The organism is Microcoleus sp. B5-D4, from assembly GCF_036705145.1.
Lineage (GTDB): Bacteria > Cyanobacteriota > Cyanobacteriia > Cyanobacteriales > Microcoleaceae > Microcoleus.
Window position 1 is genome coordinate 26505 of sequence record NZ_JAUBTV010000036.1, and the last position, 25632, is coordinate 52136.

Annotated in this window: 19 protein-coding genes; 6 read left to right on the forward strand and 13 right to left on the reverse strand. The window is 46.3% G+C overall.

Going from position 1 to position 25632, the window contains the following annotated elements; genetic code table 11:
* Positions 1-6: 6 nt before the first annotated feature.
* Positions 7-1035 (reverse strand): hypothetical protein, encoded by a 1029-nt coding sequence (locus QUB10_RS17690; RefSeq protein WP_333204078.1) that lies wholly within the window; start codon positions 1033-1035, stop codon positions 7-9.
* 348 nt (positions 1036-1383) lie between these two features.
* Here QUB10_RS17690 and QUB10_RS17695 point away from each other — a divergent pair, with 348 nt between their 5' ends.
* The 3 genes from QUB10_RS17695 to QUB10_RS17705 all read left to right on the forward strand — a co-directional run bounded on the left by QUB10_RS17695 (position 1384) and on the right by QUB10_RS17705 (position 2401).
* Complete coding sequence (locus QUB10_RS17695) at positions 1384-1800, forward strand: XisH family protein (RefSeq protein WP_333204080.1); 417 nt, start codon at positions 1384-1386, stop codon at positions 1798-1800.
* Entirely contained in the window at positions 1788-2141 is a 354-nt protein-coding gene (locus QUB10_RS17700; protein WP_333204082.1) for a XisI protein, read from the forward strand. Before QUB10_RS17695 ends, QUB10_RS17700 begins: the two co-directional genes overlap by 13 nt.
* A 95-nt stretch (positions 2142-2236) precedes the next feature.
* Positions 2237-2401 carry a DUF2281 domain-containing protein gene (locus tag QUB10_RS17705; RefSeq protein WP_333204084.1) on the forward strand — a complete coding sequence of 55 codons (165 nt, stop codon included), beginning with the start codon at positions 2237-2239 and terminating at the stop codon, positions 2399-2401.
* Between the two features lie 155 nt (positions 2402-2556).
* On the opposite strand, the gene QUB10_RS17710 is transcribed toward QUB10_RS17705, so the two are convergent.
* Together QUB10_RS17710 and QUB10_RS17715 are read right to left on the reverse strand one after the other, a co-directional pair.
* Positions 2557-4227 carry a tetratricopeptide repeat protein gene (locus tag QUB10_RS17710; RefSeq protein ID WP_333204086.1) on the reverse strand — a complete coding sequence of 557 codons (1671 nt, stop codon included), beginning with the start codon at positions 4225-4227 and terminating at the stop codon, positions 2557-2559.
* A gap of 20 nt (positions 4228-4247) precedes the next feature.
* Positions 4248-5657, reverse strand: coding sequence for a helix-turn-helix domain-containing protein (locus QUB10_RS17715; RefSeq protein WP_333204087.1), 1410 nt, complete (start codon positions 5655-5657; stop codon positions 4248-4250).
* A gap of 191 nt (positions 5658-5848) precedes the next feature.
* Here QUB10_RS17715 and QUB10_RS17720 point away from each other — a divergent pair, with 191 nt between their 5' ends.
* Positions 5849-6034, forward strand: a complete 186-nt coding sequence (locus QUB10_RS17720; protein ID WP_333204089.1) for a hypothetical protein — start codon at positions 5849-5851, stop codon at positions 6032-6034.
* 189 nt (positions 6035-6223) lie between these two features.
* Here QUB10_RS17720 and QUB10_RS17725 read toward each other — a convergent pair whose 3' ends face one another.
* The 10 genes from QUB10_RS17725 to treZ form a co-directional block, all read right to left on the reverse strand.
* On the reverse strand, positions 6224-6496 hold the full coding sequence (locus tag QUB10_RS17725) for a hypothetical protein (protein ID WP_333204091.1): 273 nt from the start codon (positions 6494-6496) through the stop codon (positions 6224-6226).
* Positions 6497-6935: 439 nt separating this feature from the next.
* Complete coding sequence (locus QUB10_RS17730) at positions 6936-10139, reverse strand: efflux RND transporter permease subunit (protein ID WP_333204093.1); 3204 nt, start codon at positions 10137-10139, stop codon at positions 6936-6938.
* 184 nt (positions 10140-10323) lie between these two features.
* A complete protein-coding gene (locus QUB10_RS17735) occupies positions 10324-12189 on the reverse strand; it encodes an efflux RND transporter periplasmic adaptor subunit (RefSeq protein ID WP_333204098.1) in 1866 nt (621 codons plus the stop codon).
* 266 nt (positions 12190-12455) lie between these two features.
* Complete coding sequence (locus tag QUB10_RS17740; protein WP_333204101.1) at positions 12456-13064, reverse strand: PadR family transcriptional regulator; 609 nt, start codon at positions 13062-13064, stop codon at positions 12456-12458.
* A gap of 196 nt (positions 13065-13260) precedes the next feature.
* Entirely contained in the window at positions 13261-13773 is a 513-nt protein-coding gene (locus tag QUB10_RS17745) for a DUF4112 domain-containing protein (RefSeq protein WP_333204108.1), read from the reverse strand.
* A gap of 198 nt (positions 13774-13971) precedes the next feature.
* Positions 13972-15879 (reverse strand): molecular chaperone DnaK, encoded by a 1908-nt coding sequence (dnaK, locus tag QUB10_RS17750; protein WP_333204111.1) that lies wholly within the window; start codon positions 15877-15879, stop codon positions 13972-13974.
* Between the two features lie 465 nt (positions 15880-16344).
* Complete coding sequence (locus tag QUB10_RS17755) at positions 16345-16869, reverse strand: GNAT family N-acetyltransferase (RefSeq protein ID WP_333204113.1); 525 nt, start codon at positions 16867-16869, stop codon at positions 16345-16347.
* A 6-nt stretch (positions 16870-16875) separates the two neighbouring features.
* Positions 16876-17124, reverse strand: a complete 249-nt coding sequence (locus tag QUB10_RS17760; protein WP_333204115.1) for a type II toxin -antitoxin system TacA 1-like antitoxin — start codon at positions 17122-17124, stop codon at positions 16876-16878.
* A gap of 143 nt (positions 17125-17267) precedes the next feature.
* Positions 17268-20063, reverse strand: a complete 2796-nt coding sequence (gene treY, locus QUB10_RS17765) for a malto-oligosyltrehalose synthase (protein WP_333204141.1) — start codon at positions 20061-20063, stop codon at positions 17268-17270.
* A gap of 126 nt (positions 20064-20189) precedes the next feature.
* Positions 20190-22013: a malto-oligosyltrehalose trehalohydrolase gene (gene treZ / locus QUB10_RS17770; protein WP_333204117.1), complete on the reverse strand. Its 1824-nt coding sequence runs from the start codon at positions 22011-22013 to the stop codon at positions 20190-20192.
* 317 nt (positions 22014-22330) lie between these two features.
* Between treZ and QUB10_RS17775 the strand changes: the two genes are divergently transcribed.
* A complete protein-coding gene (locus tag QUB10_RS17775; RefSeq protein WP_333204119.1) occupies positions 22331-24391 on the forward strand; it encodes an amylo-alpha-1,6-glucosidase in 2061 nt (686 codons plus the stop codon).
* A gap of 35 nt (positions 24392-24426) precedes the next feature.
* Positions 24427-25467, forward strand: a complete 1041-nt coding sequence (locus QUB10_RS17780) for a glucokinase (RefSeq protein ID WP_333204122.1) — start codon at positions 24427-24429, stop codon at positions 25465-25467.
* Positions 25468-25632: the final 165 nt, after the last annotated feature.

Consider the following 25632-nt stretch of genomic DNA (forward strand, 5'->3'; position numbering starts at 1 on the left):
GTTGAGCTATTCGCTGAAAATTTGCAAGCGAATAGAGCGTTCTCCGTCTCCGAAATCCACTTCAATCTTTTCTCCCGAAAGACTGTCCAAGCATCCCAAAAGCAATCGCAGATTGGGTGTGCTTGCTCCTGTATCCACGTACAATCTATCGGCCAAACTGCCTAAACGCTTCCAAATTGTGTAGAGTTTGACTACTGTTTGTTCAAGCTGTGCGGCTTGTTTTACAACGTCGGCGGTGGTTCCCAAACAGCCTACTCGCAAAGATTCTTCTAAGGCCATTTCCATGTCTAAGTGAGACTGATTGAGAGCTTGCACTTGGGCGGCGGCGTCGAGATATTTTGATAAGTTCTTGGCGTCGGAAGTTAGCTGTTTGACAGTATCTACGTCGGGATTTTCTGCTACTTCTTTTTGAATTTCGCTTTGGTGAGAGGGGGAGAGTTTCTCCATTTCTTTGACTAAAGGAGCGAGGTAGCGGGAAGGTAGAGAACCTGTAGATGCTTTTTCTTTGACTTCTTCTGGCAATAAATCTGAGTTCATTGCCATCCATTCGTCGGATAGTTGTTTGACTTCGCGGCGGGTGATGCGATCGCCATTTGCTGCTGCATCTGTTACCATTTGCTGGACTTCGGGAGATGCTTTGGCGGTTTCTACAAAGGCTCTTTTGCTGAAGTTTCTAATGGAATTTGGGTCTAAATCTCCTTGCTGGATCAGAGTATCGGCACTATTAGCTAATTCTATCAAAGAATAGGCTTGACTTTTGCCAATTTCTCTTTCTTTGAGCCAGTTCAAAAAGCCTGTACCGCGTCCTTCGCCGCCTTTTTTTTCTCTGTCTCTAACTGTTCGGAGAATGCGTCCCCGCCAAATGTCGGTTTGCAAGTCGAAGCGATCGCACACTTTCCAGGCATTGTCAACCTGATTGTCAAAATCAAAGTCTGGTATTTGTTCGTCTTCGGGGTCTGGCAATTGGAAATTGATATCGGTAAAGCCGTTGAGGGCTTCTGCAAGTTCTGCGGGATTTAGGGGGACTTCAGCCATTAGGAAAAATTTGGGTAGTGCAACAGCCGGTTGAATTGGGAACTTGCACGGGTTGACAGTTGAGACGCTATATGTAGCGGTAAGGTAGGCAAAATTTACCTACTAATAGAGTTTTTGTGCAAGTCATATCATTATTGCACGATGGGGTGCGATCGGCGAAAAGATACCCAAAAAGACTCCGGGCACGCCCCTGGTGGGACTTGATGCGAGTGCTGGCTGTGGGGAGATTCAGTTAAAGTGAATGAGGATATTATAGGATGGGATTACCTACTGTACTCGATCGCCAAGTTTGGGAGTATGTTGGTCAGCATGACTATAATTTAAGTAGCTGAAAACTCAAGTTGATTTATGCCAGCTAAAGATATCTACCACAACGAAGTTAAAAATGCCTTACTCAAAGACGGTTGGACAATTACGGCCGATCCATACTTTATTAAATATGAGGATGCCGAGTTATATGCTGATTTAGCAGCAGAAAAGCCGATTGCAGCACAACGTCATGGACAAAAGATAGTTGTTGAAATTAAGAGCTTTATTGGGCGATCGCTAATGTATGATTTTCACGGCGCACTCGGTCAATATATGGTATACAGAAATCTCATTCAACTCACAGAGCCAGAATACAAGCTCTATTTAGCAATTGACGATGTTGTCTACAAAAACTTTTTTCAACGCAAGTCTATACAATTAATTACTAATGAAAACAAGCTTTTGTTAATGGTAGTTGAAATGGAAAAGGAGGAAATCCTGCAATGGATCAACTAAAATACTATCGGAGTACGATCGAAAAAATATTGACTGAATATTATGAACTCGGCGTCAAGGGAGGGATGGCGATAGATGAATTAGAGACAGACAGCCGCCTTGCATTTGACGAAAAACGAGATCAATATCTGTGGTTTCGCTCTGGTTGGGAGGAAAAAAAACGGATATGCCACATTACGATGTATCTTCGTATTAAAGATGGCAAAATTTGGGTTGAAGAAGATTGGACAGATTTGTGTGTAGTTGATGATTTACTAGCAGCAGGAATTCCTAAAAGCGATATTGTTTTAGGGTTTCACAATCCCTATAAACGCAAATTTACGGAGTTTGCTGTTGGTTGATGCAATAAGTGCGATCGTCCGAGAGGATAAGCTGGGGGGCGATCGCTATTTTCTGATGCTAAAATGGAGAACAATCGAATAAATAAAGTAAAAATATGACAATTTACGATCTAACTTCGGCTAAAATTAGCCAACTGCCAGAGTCACTTGTTCAAGAAGTGAATGATTTCATAGACTTTTTGCTCCTCAAATATAACAGTGAATTGCCACAGTTCACTGAATCAGACTTTTCTGACTATTTAAATGATTTAGAAGCCTAAGAAGAAAAGTTAGCACGAGGAGAAATTCAATGGTAGGGGCTTCATCAGTAAATGTAACTTATACCAGAGGAGATGTGATTTTGTGCGATTTGAATCCGGTAGTTGGTACAGAGCAAGCTGGCATAAGATAGGAATTTCGCTAGTTTCAGCTACTGTTATGTGGGTTGGATGAGAGCTAAGTGCTGTTGATTGTACTCTCTTGCTTTGTTATAGTCTCCTACAGCAGAGAAAGCTTTGCATAAATTAAGTAACGTTCGCTCTTGGGCCGAGCGTTGTCCGATTTCCCGTACAATAGTTAAACTGTGTTGGTAATAGTTGATGGATTGAGGATATTTTCCTAGCGAATAGTAAGCAACTCCCAGATTTAACAGTGCGGTTCCCTCACCGTTGCGATCGCCGATTTCTCTTGCAATGGTTAAACTTTGTTGGAGATAGTGGATGGCTTGGGAATAATCTCCTAACAAATTGTAAGCATTGCCCAGATTTCCCTGTGCGCGTCCCTCACCGTTGCGATTTCCGATTTCCCTTGCAATGGTTAAACTTTCTTGGAGATAGTAGATGGCTTGGGAATAGTCTCCTAGCAGACCATAAGCAAGTCCTAGATTTCCCAGGACAGTTCCCTCACCGTTGCGACTGCCAATTTCCTGAACAATGGTTAAACTCTGCTGGAGATAGTCTATGGCTTGGAGATATTGTCCTAGCCCATAGTAAGCATTGCCCAAATTTCCCAGTGCGTTTCCCTCACCGCTGCGATTTCCGAACTCCCGTGCTATGGTTAAATGCTGCTGGTGAAAGTCGATGGCTTGAGGATAATTTCCTAGCGAATCGTAAGCAACTCCCAGATTTCCCAATGCGCGTCCCTCACCGTTGCGATCGCCGATTTCCCGTGCAATAGTTAAACTCTGTTGGTGATAGTCAATGGCTTGGAGATAATTTCCTAGCGAATTGTAAGCATTACCCAGATTTCCCAGTGCGATTTCCTCACCTTCGCGATTTCCAATCTCCCGTGCAATGGTTAAACTCTGTTGATGATAGTCAATTGCTGCGAGATATTTTCCTAGCCCATCGCAAGCATTACCCAAATTGCCCAGTGCGTTTCCCTCACCTTTGCGATCGGCAATTTGCTGAAAAATGGTTAAACCCTGTTGGTAATAGTCGATAGCTTGGAGATAATTTCCTAGCGAATTGTAAGCATTGCCTAGATTTACTAGCGCGTTTCCCTCACATTCGCGATTTCCAATCTCCCGTGCAATGGTTAAACTCTGTTGATGATAGTCAATTGCTGCGAGATAATTTCCTAGCGAACGGTAAGATCCTCCCAGATTCCCCAGTGCGCGGCCCTCACCTTTGCGATCGGCAATTTTCCTAAAAATGGTTAAACCATGTTGGTAATAGTCAATAGCTTGGGTATAATTTCCTAGCGCATCGTAAGCATTGCCTAGATTTGCGAGAAAAACAGCATCCAGATTAGAGCTTAATTTGCCCAAAAGTTGCTTATAAACCTCAATCAGTTCCTTATAGTAGCCCCAGAGTGATAATTGATGGTGCAATTCCTCTTTGGTAGGTGTATCTAGTCGAATTGATATAATTTTGCTATTTCGCATCCAATCTTCTACCTTACCCAGATGATGAAAGGTTTCCAAATACCCCCGCACCTTATCCAAATTAGTAGCATCTGACTTCGGTTTGTAATCCGTGAGCCACTGTACAACTGCTCTGTACTGAAGCCGCTGCTCGCGAGTAGGAAAATCGGCACGGAGATTATTAGAATTGATTCCTAACTGTTCCAAAACCTCCTCTCCAGATGGTGTCAGATTATTTGTCATGGTTAATTTCTCTAATTTGTTCAGTTTTCTGGTAGCTGTAATCGGTGAGCGATCGCCACACTGCGAATCAAATTATGTTGTCCCACCAGCCGATTATCTTCATCATCAATTCCTCCATCTTCAACTAAATACCGAGCGCGCAAAGTTTGCATTGCTGCTTTTTGCTGTTCTTCAGTGTAACCCTCGTCTTCTAAATTAATCACCCACCATTTTTCTTTCACTTCGCCGCGATATATTGAGGCAGTACAAAACAAAAGATAAGCATCGTAAACATCATTTTTTAACCGTTCAAATGTCTTTTCAATCCGTTCCTTGACTTTCCACCGCAAGACGGTATTATATGAGGCTAACTCCCACCTATCCTCATCTCCTTGAACTATTTCTTGATTCCGAGCTTCCTCAAGAGCCTCTTTTACTTCTTCAATGTAACGACTATTATCTTTCCAGTAAGACCTGACTTTCCCACCATAGGAACCCTTAATTTCTCCGGCGATTGTCCGCAAGGCTAAAGGATGCCCGTCATAAACTTCCCCAATTACTCGCAGGGGACTATGCGGTAATTCCAAATCGCCATCTAGTTCAGCTTTTTGAAATAAAGCCACCTGCTCAGGTACTTCTAATCCTTTCAAAAGTTGGCAATACCAAAGATTTTTGTAGCGATCGCACTCCGCCATCTCAAACTTAGTTGGCAAATCCTGAGATGTAAGAATGAAGCGACTTTGACAAGATGATTCTGCCAACAAACTCACAAAAAACTTACCCCACCACTCATCAGCAAAATCACCCCAGCCATCCTCTTCATTTCCTGTCAATAGGTACTCAACAGAATCTATGAGGATTAAATACCGATTTTCCCGCAAGCGTTTGACTAATCGCTGTAACAGTTGCTCTGGTTTGCGCTCCTCCTTTGGGACAGTTTCCCTCCACTTTTCCAGCCATTGCAGCGCCACACTGGCAAAATCTGAAGCTTTTTTATCATCTTCAAAATTATCCCTGTGTTCAGTCCAATCTCCTCGCAATTCCTCTACTATTCGCTCTGCAAAAGCAGTTTTACCAATTCCTGTAAGTCCTAGGACGAGCAACAACCGACATGAGCTGCGAAGTTTATCAGTTAGTTCTGCAAGAATTTTCTCTCGACCTACCCAGGAAGAGTCATAGACAGAAAAATTCATTAAAGCAAGTGGCTGTTCCGAAAGAGCGTCATCTTCTGACTGGACTGACTTGATTTCTTGCTTATCTAAGTTCAATTTTTCACAAATCCGTTCAAAAGTCGATACAAATACAGGCTTACTATTAATGAAGTTGCTGACGGTGGATAAAGCTATCCCCAAATGTGCTGCTAAGTCCCCCTGAGTCAAAAACCCATTGCGTTCAATGGCTGATATAACTTGCTGCTTGCGATCTGGGTTAATTTTGACGGATCTTGTCATGGCTCATCCCACAAGATTTACTTATTTATAAAATTACACAGTTGGTACTGATAATTCCGCATATTTGGACAAAACGATCGCGTCACAAATCAGTTGCGAACTCAGTTATCAAGTCAGATATTCCTCAGATTCGACCTCACTCAGACTTTTCAGACTATTGGAGTGTAGAGTTTTACAGGACAAATAACTCCATGTCTCAAACACAACCCACGACTTACACGAGCGAACCAATCATTTCTATACCAACTCATATCGAACCAAATCTGCCACCGCAATCTTATACAGGCAGTGTACCTGAAACCTTCTTAGCGATCGCAATCCTGATCCGCTCAATTGCACTACTAATTCATGTACTAAAGTCAGGTTCTAAGAAGTAGTACCCGTCATCTGGGAAAGAATGTCGCATCTCCTACTTATGGGGATGCGACTTTCAGACAGAACAGACATACTCCGAGGCCTAGAAACCGGGTTTTTCAGCGAATCTGTGCGCCACAGCGAAGTATTCTCGCAAAAAACCCGGTTTCTGACCACCCGTGCGTCAGTCCTCAACTACTCGATCGCGCAGCTTACCGTCCAGATTTTCTCGGCGGTGTATCATCAGTCGATCGCTTCCGACGGATCAGCACGCTCATCACCTGCTTCGGATTAGCGGCACGCTGTACGGGACTCCAATCGCCCACTTCTGCAAATCCCAGTCGGTACAAAGTGAGTATGGTTTCCCTGACACCTTTGGGCGAACCGACAACCGTTAACAGCACCACTTCCTGTTCGCATACTGCTGCTGAGTCGTCATTTGGGCGATCGGACAAGTTGTCGTCAGGCACGAATTCCTGTGACATAATATGTTCTCCTGGTTTTGGGTTTTCTAGAAAAACCCAAAAACCCAGCCGCCCCGCATTTCAAGACATAGCAGGGCGGCTACAGAGGATGTTAAAATGCTCCGTTAGCCTCCAGACTGCTCGTACCAGTTTGGCGGTTATGCTGTCCATTGCTGTTCGTAGCAGCTTTGGGCAGTGCAACTAGATTTTTGGGCGACGCGGGCTGCCTCCTCTACAAGCAAGCAACCTCTCACTTCAAAGCGTAGCCGCAGATGGGGGCCGCCGTCAATCGATTTTAGATTTTAGATTTTAGATTTTAGATTTTAGATTTTGGATTTTGGATTGAAGAATTGATCCCCGGACTAATCTGGGGACTTTGGGGGTTTTGATGCGGGATTGGCGGGTTTTGGGCGATCGCACCAATTCTACTGACAAAACCATAGTATTTTCCACTTACCAACTACAACGGCGATACTTTGTCGCGTTCAATCTCCTCGTGGGGAGTCGTTTTGCCATTCAAAATTGTGCCATCATCGGGCAGATTTTGCGGTCGATCGCGCTTCTTAAAGCGATCGCGAGCCGAGACAACCACCACATACAGAACCGGCACCATAAACAAACTCAAGACAGTAGAAACAACCATCCCCCCCGCGATCGCATTCCCTAGCGATCGCCGGCTCGCTGCACCCGCACCTTCTGGGTTAATCAGAGGAGAAATACCCAAAACGAAAGCCAGAGAAGTCATCAAAATCGGTCGTAAACGCTCTTGAGAAGCCTCAACTGCCGCCTTAGCAATTGAATATCCCTGCTCCCGTAACTGGTTCGCAAACTCCACGATTAAAATCGCATTTTTACTAGCCAATCCAATCAACATCACCAAACCAATCTGGCAATAAACATCATTCGCCAAACCCCGCAACGACTGAGCTAAAAGAGCACCCAAAATCGCCAGAGGCACCGATAGCAAAATAATGAAAGGATCGACATAATTTTCGTACTGAGCCGCCAACACCAAGAACACAAAAATCAGCCCCAAACCGAAAATAATCGGTGCTTGACCGCCCGATTCAATTTCTTCTAAAGAACTCCCCGACCATTCATAGCCAAAACCAGAGGGTAAAACTTCAGCCGACACCTTTTCCATCGATTTTAGCGCCTGTCCCGAACTCGCTCCCGGAGCCGGAGAGCCAGTAATTTCAATTGACCTATACAAATTGTAGTGGTTAACAGTTTGAGCTCCCACCACCGGAGTGATCTTCACCAAATTGCTCAAAGAAACCATTTCATTCTTTCCAGAACGCACATACAATTTTCCAATATCTTCAGGGTTATCACGAAACTGTTTATCCGCCTGAACATACACCCGATAATTGCGCTGCTGGAGGTTAAAATCGTTCACATACTGAGCACCCAGAGCCGTTTGTAACGTACTGAAAACATCATTAATCGGAATATCTAGAGCTTTAGCTCGATTGCGGTCAACCTCCACAATTAACTGAGGTGTATTCGCCGCAAACGTACTAAATACCGCTTGCAATCCCGGTGTCTGATTTGCCTGCTTCAAAATCCCGCCCATAGTCTGGACTAAGCCATCTAAACCGCTGTTACCTTTGCGGTCTTGCAATTGAAATTGGAAACCCCCAAATTGACCTAAACCTTGAATAGCCGGCGGATTCACAGGGAAAATTCTAGCTTCGGGAATCGAGAAAAACTTACCCCGCAACTTACCAATAATCGCTTGTACAGTTTGATCTTCTCCGTGACGTTCATCCCAGGATTTAAGTGTAGTAAATATAATGCCTTGATTAGAAGTGCTACCGCTAAAACCAAATCCACCCACTGAAAAAGTCCCGACAACTTCAGGAAGTTTGAGGATTTCTTGTTCTACTTGATCCATTACTTTCTGAGTGTATTGCAGCGAAACACCTTGGGGCCCTTGAATAATTGTCATAAAATACCCCTGGTCTTCTTCCGGGATAAATGCTGTGGGCACTGATAAATAAAGCCAAGCTGTTACTCCCAGAGAAGCGATGAACACCAGGGTGACAATAGTCTTAATTCCTGTTAGAAATATTAAGGATTTCCGATATTGCCGCTGTACCCAATCGAGAACTCCATTAAATCGGTCAAAAACCCAACCCAGCGGGCCTCCAAACTTCGGACCTCGACGCAGTAATATAGCTGAAAGTGAGGGCGTAAGAGTAATCGCCATAAAGGTAGAAAGCAGGACTGAAAAAGCAATTGTCAGCGCAAATTGTTTATAAAGCGCTCCTGTAGTTCCGGGGAAAAATGCCACGGGCACGAACACTGCCATCAACACTAAAGAAGTCGCAATTACAGCGCTAAAAAGCTCCCGCATTGACTCAAAAGCCGCTTGGCGGGCATTCATCCCTTGGCGGATCAGCCGATCAATATTTTCTACTACAATGATAGCGTCATCAACCACTAATCCGGTCGCTAATGTCAGACCAAACAGAGATAAACTGTTAATCGTAAATCCGAAAACTTTGATAAAGGCAAACGTCCCTATCAAAGAAATTGGAATTGTGATGGTAGGAATAATAGTTGTGCGCCAGTCTTGCAAAAAAAGAAAAATTACTATCACCACTAGCAATACTGATTCAAATAATGTCTTGACTACTTCTGCCATCGACTCTTCTACAAACAAAGTCGTGTCCAGCGCTACTCTATGTATCAACCCCGGAGGGAAAGCAACAGCTAGTTTTTCCATTTCTTTTTTGACGGCATGGGCAACATTCAAAGCATTACTTCCAGGCAGTTGGTAAATCCCTAAACCTACTGCATCATTGCCTCGAAATCGCAGAAATGAGCTGTAATTCTCTGCCCCTAGTTCTGCTCTCCCCACATCTTTTAATTTAACTAACGTTCCATTTGTCTCTGTTTTGAGGACGATATCTTCAAATTCTGCTGGTTCTTTGAGGCGACTTTCAGCACGCAAGTCAATTTGATACATTTGTCCCTGTGGAGCAGGTTCTTGGCCAACTCTCCCAGCACCAACTTGCAAGTTTTGTTCGTTGAGAGCCCTCGTTACATCTTGCATTGTGAGACGGCGAGCTGCTAGTTTATTGGGGTCTATCCATAAACGCATTGCATAGCGTCTTTCCCCAAAAATTCGCACGTCGCCAACACCTTTTACCCGCTTTAAAGCATCTGCTAAATATAGGTCAGCGTAGTTGCTTAAAAATATGGTGTCGTATTCTTTATTTTCGGTAAATAAACCGATCGCTAATAGGAGACTGGTAGATTGTTTTGTAACTGTAACTCCTGTGCGCTGTACGGCATCTGGTAGCTGGGGTTGAGCAACTGCAACTCGATTTTGAACATCGACGCCGGCAATGTCTTTGTTGCGCGAGGAATCAAAGGTAGCTGTAATGGTGCTAGTGCCATCGTTACTACTACTGGAAGTTAGATATTTTAGTCCTTCAACGCCGTTTATTTGCCTTTCTAGGATGTTGGTAACTGCATTTTCGACAATTTCAGCACTCGCCCCGCTATAGTTAGCTGTGACGTTAATTTGGGTAGGGCTGATGTCGGGGAAGCGCTCGATCGGCAATGTGGGAATGCTGATTGCGCCTACCAAAACAATAATTAAGGCGCAGACGCTAGCAAAGACAGGTCGTTTAATAAAGAAATCTGCAAACATTATTTGGGTAATGGGTAGTTGTTAGTTGAGAATTGCTAATTCCTAATTGCAGGCACTTCAGTCAAAAATTAAAATAGCCCCCTTTTTTAGAGCGGAGCAATCAAGTAGTTTCGCGTAAGGTACGTAGTTGCGCTTTAGCACTCTTAATTAACCTATTAAGAGCGCTGAAGTGCAACAACACACCTTATTTTTGGCTTGCTAATGGTAATTTTTTCTCTGCTCCTTTCCCTTCCTCTTGAGCCATAATGGGAACCCCGTCTGTGAGGTTAAGGATGCCGGCAGTAACAATTTTTTCCCCGGCTTTCAAACCTTCGATAACTTGATAATTATTCCCCTCAATGGCTCCCAATTTCACGGCCTTTTGGCGCGCTACTAAAGGTGGCATTCCCGGTTTTGGCTGTTCCGGCTTTTGAGCTGTGAAGACAAAAGTTTGACCACCTAAGCGAGTGACTGCTGTGACTGGAACTAAAATTCCGGGGTTCTGTTTCCAGATGACTTTAGCTTTTACAAACTGGAGATTAAGCAGTTCGCCGCTGGGGTTGGGAAAGGTGGCTTTAGCTAAAATTGTTTGGGAATTGGCGCTGACGTTGGGGGAGATAAAACTGATTTGACCTTGGGCGATCGCCTTACCTTGAGCGTCGAGCATTTGTACTGGCAGCCCTAAGCGTAATTGAGGCATCCGTTCCAAAGGAATTGATAACCGCAAGTCTAGCAATTGGTTCTCTGTCAGGGTGGCAATGGCATCACCTTTTTGCAAGTAATCACCTACTTTCACTGGTATGTCGCCGATAACTCCCGCGAAGGGCGCGATGACCGCAGTTTCTTGTAGTTGTACTTCAAAGCCGCGCACTTGAGCGGCGGCCTCGGCAACTTGCGCTTGGGCTTGATCGAGCTGTTCTTGGCGCGTACCGTTGGCTAACTGCGCTAATCTGCTCTTGGCTTGTGCGACTTCTGCTTCGGCTTTGGCTATTTCCTCTGGGCGCGAACCGTTTTGCAATTGCCGCAAAGCTTGCCGCTGCTGTTGCAAGGCTGCTGTCCGGCGCTCGATCTCGGCTTGTCTGTTTTTTTGCCGCTGCTCGAACCGCCTTTGAGCTTCTCGGAGGTTGGCTTTGGCGGTGCCTTCTTTTTGCGTGTATTGTTCGAGGGTGTTCGCGGATTCTGCGCCTTCTTTTGCCAATGCCTGATATCTGGCAAGCTGCTGGCTGGCTAATTTTGCTTCGGCTGTGCTTGCTTCTATTTGCGCTCTTGCTTGGGCGATGTCTTCTAAAAGGCTACCTGTTTGGGCGTCGGCGAGGTCTGCTTCAGCTTGGGAAACACGGGCTTGGGCTTGACCAATTTCTTCTGGCCGAGAGCCCGATCGCAGTTGGGCGAGGTTGGCTTGGGCTTGGGCGACTTGGGCTTGAGCTTGGGCGATTTCTTCGGGCCTGGCTCCTGCTTGCAATTCGGCTAAATGGGATTGAGCGCGGATCAGGTTGGCTTGGGATTGCCTCAAGTCAGCTTGGGCGCTCTCGCTTTTCATGCGGGCGATGGCTTGCCCTTTGTTTATGAAGTCCCCGGATTTGACAAAAATCTCCGTGACTAGCCCTTCTACTTCGGGTTTGATTTCTACCGAACGCTTGGCTTCTAAGCTGCTGACAAATTCCGAAGAATCTTGGACTGAGCTGGTTTGTACGGCTGCCAGCTTGACTGGTATGCCTGGGGGTTGGGCTGCTGCTGCCGGTTGCTGTGCGCGATTCTGACCCGATTGCCACGAGTACCAGCCGAAACCGGCTGCGCCTGTGGCGATCGCGATCGTGGCAATTAGGGGCCAGCGCGATCGTTGTTTAGCAGGAGGGTGGGGGCGATCGGCAACGGGGGCCAAATCCTGCGGTCGATGTCTGTCTGCATCCGTTGGGTGCTGTTCCGGTTTAGCAACCGGTTCGGGGCGATCGGCAACGGTGGCAGAATCCTGCGGTCGATCGTTGTCTGCATCAGTTGGGTGCAGTTCCGGTGTGGGAGATTTTTGCTTTTCAGCTTCAACGACGGATTCTGGGGATTTAGAATAACTCATTGGCAGCACCACTTAGATTTTTTTTAACTTCTGACTGAGACTTGGGCGAAATCTTTGATTTTCCGGCGTTCCTCTCAAACATGGGGGAATAAGGACAAGCGATTTTAAACAGGATGGAATCGGGAAAGTAACTTTTTAATGGGGTTGGGGTATGTGCAGGGCTTTAGTCCGATCGCAGTTAGCGCTCGCGAGGGAGTGATTATTTTTAGGAAAGCTTCTTGTTATCTCTCAAAAGTTACGATGGCAGGGAAGATTACACATCCTTCTTATGACTCACCTGAGTGGGTGAGTTGGAAGGATTTTCCCTTGGAGTCAGCGGATTCAGCGGAGGTTGGGGAGTCACGAACTCCAGCGATCGCGCTTTTTTCCTTGGCTAGCTGCTCGGTTAACCACTCTATCTCTGACGCCAGCACTGACTTGCAGCGATCGCGAGAGGCGAATTGATAGTCGTCGGTTAGTGGATATTCGCTCTTGAGGCTTTCGATGTAGTCTTGTCGGGTGTAACAGGCTCGCAAGCGGTGTTCCAACAATTTCAGCCGTTCTGAGGGTTCTAAGTCGCCAAAAAAGAAAAACTTGATTTGGAACCGGGAACCACTGTTAACCCAGCTTTCTTGAGGGTGTTCGAGCATTTTTTGCCGCCAGAGTTCGCGCCCTTTGGGGGTAATTCCGTAGATTTTGCGCGGACAGCCCGCATCTCCGGCTTCTTCGGCTATTACCGAAATCTCCCCTCGCTCTTCCAAGCGCTTCAGCAGCGGGTAAATCGCTCCGTAGTTGACGCTGATGCAACTGCTCATAAACAGCTCCAGTTTTTGCTTTAACCGATAGCCGTGCAGGGGTTGCAACTGTAGCAGCCCAAGGGCTGATAATTCAAGCATTTATATCAATTTGATATTATAGTCTGCATTATATCACTATATCGGACTCAAGGGCGATCGGGTCAATAGCTAGTTTTAAAGAAATTTGATTCTTAATACACAGTTAATAAAATTTGTCAATACCCTTAAGATATATTATTTTCGGATCGGGAGAGGGCGATCGCTCGATCGGAAAAATTGGGTCTAAAACCCAAGATTAACGCCCTGTAATTACTTGAAATAGCCATCCAAAAAGCATCACACTCAAGAAAATCACGCCTCCGACAATTAATATCAAACCCAATAACAACGCCGCCACAAATAACCAATCGGCTTTTTTGCCTTGTTCAGGGGAACCTAAATGAGCATCCAGCAATTCTATATTTTTGACATTAGCTTTCCAAGCAACATCCAACAAATCTCCTGCTACCGGTACAGTACCAGCAACTGTATCAAATACGATATTAGTTGCCATTTTTACTAAAGTCTCTTGAGGCACTCCCATCTGAGCGGATTTAAAGACAACATATCCTGCAAAAATTGAACTAATTAAATCGCCGCCGCCCGGTATCAGTCCTAATATTGGATCGAGTCCAATGCGGTATTTTGTGCCGGGAATCGGAATTGCATTGTCTAGTAAATGGCTGATCCGGCGGAGTCGGCGCAAGGATGCAACATGAGATTGGCTGGGAGTATTTGGGGAGGAATTTTGTATAGGAGAACGTGACATTTAATTGCTCTCGATTGCGATATTAATGCTAGTTTATGATATTTATTGAAGCATACTCTAGTTGGGTCTCTATGCCTCAAGCAAGATTTTTAGTAATTTTAGCCGATCGACTTTGGTTGGTTTTGGAATGCACAGAAACCCGGTTTCTGTTCAAAACCGGGTTTCTTGCTTCTAGCTGGGGGCTTTTAGTTTAGCCTTTTATTTGTTGCCTTCTGTGAAGTCGGCGTCAATCACGTCGTCGCCGCCTCCAGTGGGGCCGCCGTCTCCATAGCCACCAGGGCCACCAGGGCCATCAGTGGGGCCGCCTGCTTGCTGGTACAGGTTGCTGCTGACAGCGTAGAATGCTTGCTGCAACTCTGTTGTTAGGGTTTTGATGCGATCGTCATCTTCACTCTCGATCGCGGATCGCAAGTCTTTAAGCAACCCTTCAATCTTAGTTTTGTCATCAGCGGGAACTTTATCGCCCAATTCTGCCAACTGCTTCTCGATTTGATAGGCTTGAGAATCAGCTTGGTTTTTGCGATCGATCCTTTCGCGACGTTCCTTGTCAGCAGAAGCATTCGATTCGGCTTCCCTCACCATGCGCTCAACTTCATTGCTGGGCAAAGTAGAAGCACCAGTAATGCTAATCGATTGCTCCTTACCAGTACCTTTATCCTTAGCAGCTACATTCAAAATACCGTTAGCATCGATATCGAAAGTAACTTCAATTTGAGGTACGCCACGGGGGGCTGGTGGAACTCCATCTAAGCGGAAGGTTCCCAAATCCTTGTTATCATTCGCCATTTCCCGTTCGCCTTGCAAAACGTGAATTTCCACGTTTGTTTGGCCGTCTACAGCAGTCGAGAAAGTTTCCGACTTCTTGGTAGGAATAGTGGTGTTGCGGGGAATGATTTTGGTCATCACGCCGCCCAAGGTTTCGACGCCGAGAGACAGCGGAGTAACGTCGAGCAACAAGATGTCTTTGACTTCGCCGGAGAGTACGCCGGCTTGAATTGCTGCACCGACTGCGACCACTTCGTCCGGGTTTACCGTTTGGTTGGGGTCTTTGCCAAGGAGTTTTTTGACCAGTTCTTGCACCGCTGGAATGCGCGTAGAACCACCAACTAAGACGACTTCATTAATTGCAGATTTGTCTAATTTGGCGTCGCGGATCGCATTTTCTACGGGGATGCGCGAGCGATCGATCAAATCTGAACAGAGTTCTTCAAACTTGCCCCGCGTCAAAGTCGTGTCCAAGTGTTTTGGCCCGTCTTGAGTCGCGGTAATAAACGGCAGGTTGATTTCTGCTTGGGTAACGCTCGAAAGCTCAATCTTGGCTTTTTCTGCGGCTTCCGTCAGGCGTTGCAGTGCTTGTTTGTCTTTGCGAAGGTCAATGCCTTCGGCTCTTTGGAATTCATTAGCGATGAAATCAACAATTTTTTTGTCGAAATCGTCACCGCCGAGGTGAGTGTCTCCAGAAGTTGCTAACACTTCAAACACGCCGTCGCCTACTTCAAGAATAGATACGTCGAAAGTACCGCCACCTAAGTCAAATACGAGGATGGTTTCGTTGCTCTTTTTATCTAATCCGTAAGCTAAAGCTGCTGCTGTAGGTTCGTTAATAATCCGCAGCACTTCAATCCCGGCAATTTTTCCCGCGTCTTTGGTAGCTTGGCGCTGGGAGTCGTTGAAGTAAGCGGGAACAGTAATTACTGCTTGGGTGACAGTTTCGCCGAGGTATTTGCTGGCGTCTTCTACGAGTTTGCGGAGAACTTGTGCAGAAATTTCTTCTGGGGCAAATTGCTTGCCGCGGGCGGGACAGTCTAGTTTGAGGCTGTTGCCGACTTTGAGGACTTTGTAGGAAACTTCAGTGGTTTCGTGGGTTACTTCATCAACCCGACGCCCGATAAACCGTTTTACTGAGTAAAAGGTGTTTTCGGCGTTCATCACGGCTTGACGCTTGGCGATTTGTCCGACAAGTTGATCGCCATTTTTAGCATATGCTACTACGGAAGGTGTGGTGCGACCCCCTTCGGCGTTGGCTATGACGGTGGGTTTGCCGCCTTCCATAACTGCGACGCAGGAGTTTGTCGTACCTAAGTCAATTCCAACTACTTTTCCCATAGGGGTGTTCCGGCTCCAATCTCTACAAAATTTTGGTTTTCTATCTGTGTGATAGTCTGGTTATTCAGGACTGCGATTTTACCTCGCGGTTTACGGGTAGTGAGTCCTGCTTTAATACAGTCTTCGATAGGGTGCTGATCTCTATACTGCGGGCGGTAGACCTTGCGATGAAGGGGTATTTACCGAACCTGTTGGGGGACGGTTGCATCCGTGAGGCTTGCACCGCTACAGTTGTTGACTGCTTTTCTTTACTCTTCCCAATGTACGGTGTGCGATGGATTCGGGTATTGTGGCAAACCGTATACGTTGTGTTGTATTTGCCGTCTTTGTTGTATAAATTTTGTTTGGTTGGTAGGGGCGATCGGTCGATCGGCTTCAAAATATAAACAGAATACCCCGATTCCTGACTTCTTTAAAAAGTCGGGAATCTAATAGCGATCGCATTTTAGGTTTAATTAGAGCGAGCTAGTCATCAAGTGCTTGTTTAAAGGTTTGAAGCCGGAGTAAAAGAGAAAGAGGTATCTCCGGCATTTCTCGAAATCCTGAATTTTCGTAAAACGTCTTGGCTGCTTCATCTATGGCATCAACTTTAACAGCATATACTCCTACTGTTTGAGATACATTTACTGCATTTTCTAATGCGTGAAATAGCAAACGCTTTCCTAGACCTCTTCCTTGCACAGAAAGATCGACGGCTAGCTTCCCAATCAGTATAATTGGAGTCGGATATCTGGGCAGCCTTTCCTGCAACTGGGCAGGTAAATCTTCAAAAGATAGTCCGCCTGTGCAGCAAGAATAATACCCAACTATCCTTTGACTGTCTTCAGATGAAACAGCAACAAAAGTTCTAGAAATCCCGTTTTTATCGTTTTTCAGAGCATACTGTTTCAGATATCGATCTAATTCAGGATTTCCCGATTGAAAAGGGTCTTTTCTGAGACTGCTGAGACTCCGTTCTATGGAATCTATAGGAGAGATAATCCAATTCACAATGATTTACTCTTGAGAACTCCTACATTCTTTGATTAATGCAATTAAACCTTCAGAAGGTTCTGGCGGATCTAACATCATATCTAACAAAAAATCCCAGTCGCGCTCGGACAGCTTCAAAACAGGGTTGCCAAAGGCTGCTGGGCCGTTGATCGTAGCATCTGCTTCGGCAATGAATTCGTCGAGGACAAATAGGTAAGCCCACCAAGAGAGTCTGGTTTCGGTACTGGTTTCGGTTTTGACGAGCGATCGCATTTTGCTATTTCCCCCGCTACTAAGATTGCTTTCCTGCTACTATTTTAACTCAAAAAGCCCAGCACATGGTATGGTGCGTCAGAGCCAAAAAACATTGTGAACTCCCAATAATCAATTCCTGACGCACCCTACAACTTTAATTGCTATTTTTTACCGATCAGCAGAGCTGCCGGAAAGTAACTCAGAGCGTCACCAATTGCCAAAGTACCGTTACTTTCTACCGCCTGATTTGTAATTGCATCTTTCCAAACCGACGGCATTTGTTCGGACAATTTCAAATTAGTATCTTTCCAGACTTGTTTGTCGATAGGCATTTCTTCCGGTTTGACAATCCCCGTCAAAAACCGGGGAGCAATGACAATAACGGTAGTCTCTCCAAAGCTTCTGGCAAAGGCAACAACATTATCTTTAAACGTGCCAACTGCTTCCAGGGGCAGATAATCGCCTGATTGAAAAACTTGCAAGTATTTTTTTCTCGCTTCTAGCGCTCTTGCCGTTAAAAACAACTTAATTCTCGCGTCTTCTCGCGTCGCAATCAAATCTTCAACCAGTTGCAAAATATCCGTCTGAGCTTGCTCTTTAATTTCCCGCAAAACCTCGATTCTGCGCTCAAAATCAACGGGACGGCGGTTATCGGGATCGACGTGGCTTAAATCCCAGAATTCCGTCCCTTGATAAATGTCGGGAACGCCGGGAGCCGTGATTTTCAGCAGCGTTTGAGATAAAGAATTGAAAATTCCGTAATTAGCTACTTTTTTACAGAAAGGTGTAAATTTGTTGAGAAACTGATTTTGTTCCGAAGGTTCGAGAACGGTATCGACAAAGGTCATAAAACCAGCTTCGTAATCGTTATCCGGTCTCAGCCAAGCCGTATAAACTTTGGCTTCACGGACAGCTTTGATCACATAATCTTTCAGGCGCTGGACATAATCAGTGTTTTCAATTCCCTCAAAGGGAAAACTGCCGAGCAGAGTTTGGTACAGGAAGTATTCGTCATTAGTATCTGGAACCATTCGATTCGCAAAGTTGACTTTCTTAGAAGAGTTTACCTCTCTCCAAGACCTGACTTGCTGTTCCCATTCATCGGGAATTTCTGACAAAACGTTAAGTCTGGCTCGCACATCTTCGCCGCGTTTGGTATCGTGGGTAGCTGTCGCATTCATTTTGTGCGGCCAAGCGGCTTGCTGCTGTTGGTTGAACTCGTGAAAATCTCCCAGCGACACGCCGAACTGGCTGGGATTTCCTCCCACTTCGTTGAGAGATAAAAGCCGATAGTAGACGTATAAAAGCGTGTCTTCAACGCCTTTTGCCATTAATGGGCCCGTCAACTGCTGGAGTTTCATTACAAAGTGCCGGCGCTGCTCTTTTTGTTCGGGTGTTAGGGTTTCTTCTTCTTCGAGCAACAGCACCGTTTCGATAAAATTAAGTTCCTTGAGGAGTCGCGGTACTTGTTGTTTGGCATGGGCGATCGCATATTTTACGTAAGTGCGATCGGACTCTCTCAAACCATCTTGATTGATGTAAGTTCGGTACACTGGAAAAATCGTCAAAACAGCCGCCAATGCTTTTTCCAAACCGGGACGAGTAAAGTCGTTTCCCTGTCTCGATTGACCGGAGATATTCTTCAAAAGTTGAGCTAGATTGTCTACATCTCCCGCCAAGTTTTTCTCAACAATCAGCCCTTTTTTATCTAAAAACAACTGTTCATAGGGAACATTCAATCGAGTAAATCTCTGATAGATTTCGGTAAATTGCTGCTCGCGATCGCACCGACAAAAAACGCCGTTTACATAATTCAAAAAGTCGTAGCCACTCGTTCCCTCAATCGGCCAATATGACGGCAAATCTTCTTCGTGTTCCAGAATCTTTTCAACAGTAATGTAAGTGTCTCCGACTTTCTCCCGGAGGCGTTTCAAATATTCTGTGGGGTCGTACAGTCCGTCGATGTGGTCGATTCTCAATCCGGTAAACTTGCCCTCATCAACCATGTCGAATATCAGAGCATGGTTTTTGTGAAAAACTTTAATCTCTTCAACTTTTACCGAAATAAGTTCGTTGACCGTAAAAAACCTTCGGTAGTTAATTTCTTCTGCCCCCACTTTCCAGAAAGACAGACGGTAAAACTGCTCGGAAAGCAATTCGTCTAGCAAATTAAAGCTTTCAGAATTTCCCTTTTCTCCGTTAAAAACTTTGATATTTTCATCTATAAATTCCTGCACAAGGGGATTTTGATTGTAGAGTTCCCAAAGCAGTCCTTTGACAAAAGCTATCTGATCGTATCTGGTTTTACCTTTAGTTTCTGAAGGTGTATTTTTAATCAAATAAAGAATTCCCAAAAACTTGATAAAATCTGGATGGCGTCTGCCTAATTCTCTGGCTAAATGCCCCAAATTATGACTGATAAATTTAGCATAAGATTCAATTCTTACTGGCAATTGTAAGCTATAATAATTGATGGTCAGCCCAATTTCGCTGTATTTGAGTTGAATCTCGCCATTTTCCAGACACTCTCCATAAAAATTGCCCAGCAGCGGAGCCAGCACTCGACCTCTGAGATGTTCGTAAGCATGATTCCATTCAATATCAAAGTAATCGAAATAGTCGGAATCCGGCCCGTGTTCCAATACGTCTAACAGCAGCAAATTTTGAGTGTCATAAGCCATGTGGTTCGGGACAATATCTTGCAGCCATCCCATGTTCCGTTTCTTGATTTCGTATGTGAGACCTTCAAAATTTTCTGATGTTCCCAAATCGGGATTGAGCTGATTTGAGTCAACGACATCGTATCCGTGAGAGCTGCCTTTTCTGGCTTTAAATATTGGTGAAGCGTAAAGGTCGGTAATTCCTAAATCTTCCAGATAGCTAAGGATTTGTTTGGCGGCTTCAAAGTTAAAACCTCCATGAAATTGAATCCGATAAGTTGTTGTGGGAATTCTCATCATGTTAAATTTACTCCAGGTTTTTTAGGGTTTTCTCTTTTTTGTATCGAAGTCTAGATACCCCCTAACCCCCCTTAATAAGGGGGGAACAAGAGTATTATCTAGAGGCTCTGCCTGCCGTTTTAATTACTCTAATTCATAGAGTGCAAAACTATGCGGTTTAATGGTCAATTTTTGCTCTGAAGTTATCTTTTGAGGCAAGCTAGCACCTGAACCCATCCATTTTTCATCAGCAGAGTCTAAAATTTTGCGACCGTTGCCTTGGGGAAGTGCAGCCGTAAAAGCGACATCTTGCGTGTTGAAGTTTAGAATGCAGAATATCTGGCTGTCATCTGTCCAGCGACGTAGAAATAAGATTTTTTCCGCTTCAATGCTGGACACTTCTAGACTGTTTTTGTCGAGTTTTTTAAGGGCTGGTATTGTCCGCCGCAGTTGAATCAGATGTTGGTGCCATTCCCAAAGGATTTTGTGTTTGCCTTCGGTTTGTTTTTCCCAGTTTAACTTACACTTATCGAAAGTCTCAGGACTCTGGGGGTCTTGAAACTCGCCTCGGCCTTCAAAGATTTTAAATTCTTGTTGTTTGTCTTTGCGGATAGCTTCAATTAAGTTTTCGTCCGAGTGGGAAACGAAGTAAAAAAACGGTGCTTCTTCTCCGTATTCTTCTCCCATAAAAAAGAAGGGGATGTAGGGAGAAATTAAGACTGTGCCTGCTGCGAGTTTTAATGCTTCAAAGTCAACTATTTTGGATAGTCTGTCTCCCAAAATGCGGTTGCCGATTTGGTCGTGGGTTTGGGCAAACACCAGAAATTTATGACCCGGTTCATCCTTAACAGAATTGCCGTGTTTCCGCTTTCTGTGGGGGGCGTACTGGCCGGAGTAAACAAAGCTTTCTTTGAAGGCTTTTTCTAAGTGTTCGCACTTGCCGAAATCTTGGTAGTATCGGTCGTCTTCTCCGGTGAGCAAGGCGTGCAGTGCGTGGTGGAAATCATCGCACCATTGGGCGTCTAGTCCGAAGCCACCGAGTTCTTTGGGACGTACAGTGCGGACATCATTTAAGTCACTTTCGGCTATTAAGTAAAGTTGCCGTCCTAGTTCTTGGGAAATATCGGCTGTGGCATCGGATAGTTCTTGTAAAAAAGGTCTTGCACCTACTTCAAATATTGCTTGAATGGCATCTAATCTCAGGGCATCGATGTGATAGTCTCGAAACCAGTAGAGGGCGTTTTCAAGAAAGTAGTTACGCACGCCGTCGCTGTAGGCGTCGTCGAAGTTGAGGGGGTCTCCCCAAATCGAGCCGTATTTGGATGTAAAGTAGGGGCCGAAGTCCCTGAGATAATTTCCTTCGGGGCCGAGGTGGTTGTACACTACATCGAGAATTACTGAAATGCCGTGTTCGTGGCAGGCGTTGACGAGTGTTTTGAAGCCTTCGGGGCCGCCGTAGGAGTTTTGAACTGCGTAGGGATATACGCCGTCATATCCCCAGTTTCGCTCGCCAGGAAATTGGGCTACAGGCATTATTTCGATGGCGTTGATTCCCAATTCTTTAAGTTGTTTTAGCTGGGGAATTATTGCTTCAAATGTTCCGGCTTGGGTGAAGGTGCCGACGTGCAGTTCGTAAATAATCATTTCGGTTAGCGGCACGCCTTGCCATTTTGTGTCTGTCCAAGTAAAGATATTTTCATCTATTACTTGCGACGGAGCGTGCACGCCTTGGGGTTGATATTTTGAGGCTGGGTCTGGTCGGTCGGTTTTTCCTTCGATTTGATAAGTGTAAAGGGTTCCTGGTTCGATGTCTGTAGCTGTGGTTTGCCAATAACCTTCTGCAGATTGTTGCAGGGGTATCAGGCGTTTTTTTGGAGAAACAATTTGGACGGCGATTTGTTTGAGGGTGGGCGCCCAAACGGTAAATTCACATTGGTTATTGCCGAGGTAATTTGCTCCTATCTTCACTTTGAGCTGTTCTCCTTATAAAATAGGTTGGTAGTTCGATCGCCCGACGCGCTATCAAATGCTTTGCCCTTAACGTTCAGCGCCTGTTTAGACGGTAATATTACTTAATATAACAAACAACTAACTTTAGACAGAGGCATCAAAGGGGAAAATTGGGTAAGCGGCCAAATTAGCGGTTGGTGAGGCCGAAATTAGAGCAGGAATGGGCACGGGGCCGATCGCCAAATTAACGGCCTGCAAGCGTTAATATTTCTAGTTGATATCATGTCGAAAATCTACCTAAAGGTAGGTCAAAAATCAGCGCGAGTGTGGATCTTATGGTTATGGCTTTTGGACGGGAAATCTGCTGCAATCTCGACTCAGCGGAGTCTCGGGAGTGGTTGGTCACAAACGGGATCGGCGGTTACGCTAGCGGGACGATCGCAAATCTCCTCACCCGCCGCTATCACGGCTTGCTGGTAGCCGCCCTCAAACCCCCGCTGGGACGCACTTTGATGCTCGCCAAGCTGGACGAGACGGCTGTGTATCACGATCGCGCCTATCCGCTTTATACAAACCGCTGGGCCGACGCGACGATGGAACCCCACGGCTACAAATACATCGAAAGCTTTCACCTCGAAGGCACGACGCCTGTTTGGAGGTTTGCTCTCGCCGACGCTATCCTGGAAAAGCGGATTTGGATGCAGCAAGGTGCTAACACAACATATATTCAATACCGCTTGCACCGCGCCTCACAACCGATCGCCCTCGCTGTCAAAGCCCTAGTCAACTACCGCGACTACCACCACACGACGAGCGCCGGCGACTGGCAGATGAGCCTACAAACCTTGGAAAGCGGGGTTTGCGTGACGGCATTTCCCAAGGCTGCACCCCTGTACCTGCTGACAGATGCCACACCAGAAGCCCAATTTCGAGTCTCTGCGCCCTTATACAATTGGCATTACGGATTGGATCTAGCAGCCGAAAAGCGCCGCGGATTGGACTACTGCGAGGATCACTTGCACGGGGCGACTTTTCACATGACGATCGCACCGGGAAGTTCTCTCACATTGATAGCGAGCACCGAGAAAAATACCGAACTCAACGGCGGTACAGCTTTAGAAGTGCGTCGCACTTATGACCAACAACTGCTGCAAAACTGGTCAAAAGTGAGCGAATCTCCCGACTGGATTAATCACTTAGTGCTAGCCGCCGACCAATTTATCGTCAGCCGCCCCCTACCGGAGGAACCCGCAGGCAAAACGATCATCGCCGGATATCCCTGGTTCAGCGACTGGGGGCGCGACACGACGATCGCCCTGCCCGGCCTCACAATCTGTACCGGGCGATGGGAAATTGCGCGATCGATTTTGCGGACATTTGCGCGGTATGTCGATCGGGGAATGCTGCCAAACCGCTTCCCGGATGCGGGCGGCGCACCGGAATACAACACCGCAGACGCCACCCTGTGGTACTTTGAGGCAATTCGCGCTTATATCGATGCCACGGGGGACGACGAACTTTTGAGCGAACTCTGGCCGACCTTATGTGAGATTGTTGATTGGCACATACAGGGAACTCGGTATAAAATCCGCCTCGATCCCGATGACGGTTTAATCTACGCCGGCGAGAAGGGTGTGCAACTGACTTGGATGGATGCGAAAATCGGCGATTGGGTGGTGACGCCTCGGATTGGTAAGCCGATCGAACTCAGCGCGCTTTGGTACAATGCTATACAAGCTATGGCAAGTTTTGCTCGAAAATTGGGCAAGCCTCACAATGAATACCAGCAATTGGGCGATCGAACAGCCGCCGGATTCGCTCGCTTCTGGAACGCCTCAACTGGTTACTGTTACGACGTTCTCGACGGCCCAGACGGACACGATACCTCCCTGCGGCCCAACCAAATATTCGCCGTATCCCTGCCCCTAGACTCGATTCCTCCTCACTCCGCCAACTCCTTGTCAGCGGGGATGCGCCAAGAAACCCGCTATACACCGTTACTGACGCCCATCCAGCAGCGCGGCGTGGTGGACGGCTGCGCTCAACAGTTGCTCACTTCTGTCGGCCTCCGCAGCCTCTCGCCCCAGCACCCCCAGTATCGTGGCGCCTACGGAGGCGACCAATTGCAGCGCGACAGCGCCTACCACCAGGGCACAGTTTGGGGCTGGCTGATTGGCCCGTTTGTCTTGGCGCACTTGCACGTATACAAAAACCCAGCACAAGCGATCGAATTCCTCGCACCGATGGCACATCATATAAGAGCCGGCGGAGTTGGCAGTCTGGGCGAAATTTTTGAAGGCGACGCCCCCCACTCGCCGCGGGGCTGCACGGCTCAAGCTTGGACTGTGGCTGAGGTGCTGCGGGCTTGGTTGGCAATTAATACTGTGGGTGTTTAAATGGGGAATGTTATCTTTGGTGGAAAAAGAGATTTATGGCATTATTATTAGCGGGCGATATTGGCGGAACTAAGACAATTTTGCGTTTAGTGGAAAGGACTGTTAACGGTGAAATGAACGCTCTTTACGAGTTTCGCTATCCGAGCGGGGAGTTTCCCGATTTAGTGCCGATGGTGCAGCAGTTTTTGACGGAAGCTGCTATGAAATTGGATTTTGCGCCATTGCCTGAAAAAGCTTGTTTTGCGATCGCAGGCCCGGTGGTTAACAACACTGCAAAACTGACTAATTTGCCTTGGAGGCTGGATGCGAAGCGTCTGGAACAAGAATTAGGAATATCCCGCGTCAGTTTAATTAATGATTTTGTTGCGGTTGGCTACGGCGTGTGGGCTTTGGACGATCGAGATTTGCACATTTTGCAAGTCGGAAAACCCCGCCAACACGATCCAATTGCTGTTATTGGTGCGGGGACTGGTTTGGGAAATTGTTTTGCAGTTCCCGAGGCAAATGGCATCAAGGTTTTTTCTTCGGAAGGGGGACACGGTGACTTTGCTCCTCGTTCGGAGTTGGAGTTTGAATTGCTGAAATATTTGTTAGCAAAACACGACATTCAAAGAATATCGATCGAGCGTGTGGTTTCGGGACTAGGGATTGTTTCAATTTACCAGTTTTTGCGGGACAGAAAGTTTGCTCCTGAATCGCCGGAGATAGGGGAAGTTATCAAAAAATGGGAGTCAGAAATCGGGAAAAGCGAGAAGACTGTCGATCCGGGGGCGACAATTGCACAGGCGGCACTCAAAAAGTGCGATCGGCTTTCCGAACAAACAATGCAAATGTTCGTAGAAGCCTACGGTGCAGTGGCGGGAAATCTGGCTGTGACACTGTTACCTTACGGCGGTTTGTACGTAGCCGGCGGCATCGCTGCTAAGATTTTGCCACTGATTCTAGAAGGCGGTTTTATGCGGGCTTTTACCCACAAAGGCCGGATGGATTCGCTGTTAGAAATGATGCCTGTTCGTCTTGTTTTGAATCCCAATGTAGGGTTAATTGGTGCGGCTGTTTGTGCGGCCGGTCTTTAGGAGAATTTTAAATAGTTTGGGGCGGGCAAGATGCCCACCCCACAAGATTTTTTGTGGCACAGGCATCTTGCCTGTGCAAATAGTTTGGGGCGGGCAAGATGCCCACCCCACAAGATTTTTTGTGGCACAGGCATCTTGCCTGTGAAATCCTTGTGGCACAGGCAT

Excerpts from the sequence above, each read along its gene's own strand:
- QUB10_RS17690 (WP_333204078.1), bottom strand. The coding sequence starts at position 1,035 with ATGGCTGAAGTCCCCCTAAATCCCGCAGAACTTGCAGAAGCCCTCAAC.
- QUB10_RS17695 (WP_333204080.1), top strand. The coding sequence starts at position 1,384 with ATGCCAGCTAAAGATATCTACCACAACGAAGTTAAAAATGCCTTACTC.
- QUB10_RS17700 (WP_333204082.1), top strand. The coding sequence starts at position 1,788 with ATGGATCAACTAAAATACTATCGGAGTACGATCGAAAAAATATTGACT.
- QUB10_RS17705 (WP_333204084.1), top strand. The coding sequence starts at position 2,237 with ATGACAATTTACGATCTAACTTCGGCTAAAATTAGCCAACTGCCAGAG.
- QUB10_RS17710 (WP_333204086.1), bottom strand. The coding sequence starts at position 4,227 with ATGACAAATAATCTGACACCATCTGGAGAGGAGGTTTTGGAACAGTTA.
- QUB10_RS17715 (WP_333204087.1), bottom strand. The coding sequence starts at position 5,657 with ATGACAAGATCCGTCAAAATTAACCCAGATCGCAAGCAGCAAGTTATA.
- QUB10_RS17720 (WP_333204089.1), top strand. The coding sequence starts at position 5,849 with ATGTCTCAAACACAACCCACGACTTACACGAGCGAACCAATCATTTCT.
- QUB10_RS17725 (WP_333204091.1), bottom strand. The coding sequence starts at position 6,496 with ATGTCACAGGAATTCGTGCCTGACGACAACTTGTCCGATCGCCCAAAT.
- QUB10_RS17730 (WP_333204093.1), bottom strand. The coding sequence starts at position 10,139 with ATGTTTGCAGATTTCTTTATTAAACGACCTGTCTTTGCTAGCGTCTGC.
- QUB10_RS17735 (WP_333204098.1), bottom strand. The coding sequence starts at position 12,189 with ATGAGTTATTCTAAATCCCCAGAATCCGTCGTTGAAGCTGAAAAGCAA.
- QUB10_RS17740 (WP_333204101.1), bottom strand. The coding sequence starts at position 13,064 with ATGCTTGAATTATCAGCCCTTGGGCTGCTACAGTTGCAACCCCTGCAC.
- QUB10_RS17745 (WP_333204108.1), bottom strand. The coding sequence starts at position 13,773 with ATGTCACGTTCTCCTATACAAAATTCCTCCCCAAATACTCCCAGCCAA.
- dnaK (WP_333204111.1), bottom strand. The coding sequence starts at position 15,879 with ATGGGAAAAGTAGTTGGAATTGACTTAGGTACGACAAACTCCTGCGTC.
- QUB10_RS17760 (WP_333204115.1), bottom strand. The coding sequence starts at position 17,124 with ATGCGATCGCTCGTCAAAACCGAAACCAGTACCGAAACCAGACTCTCT.
- treY (WP_333204141.1), bottom strand. The coding sequence starts at position 20,063 with ATGAGAATTCCCACAACAACTTATCGGATTCAATTTCATGGAGGTTTT.
- QUB10_RS17775 (WP_333204119.1), top strand. The coding sequence starts at position 22,331 with ATGGTTATGGCTTTTGGACGGGAAATCTGCTGCAATCTCGACTCAGCG.
- QUB10_RS17780 (WP_333204122.1), top strand. The coding sequence starts at position 24,427 with ATGGCATTATTATTAGCGGGCGATATTGGCGGAACTAAGACAATTTTG.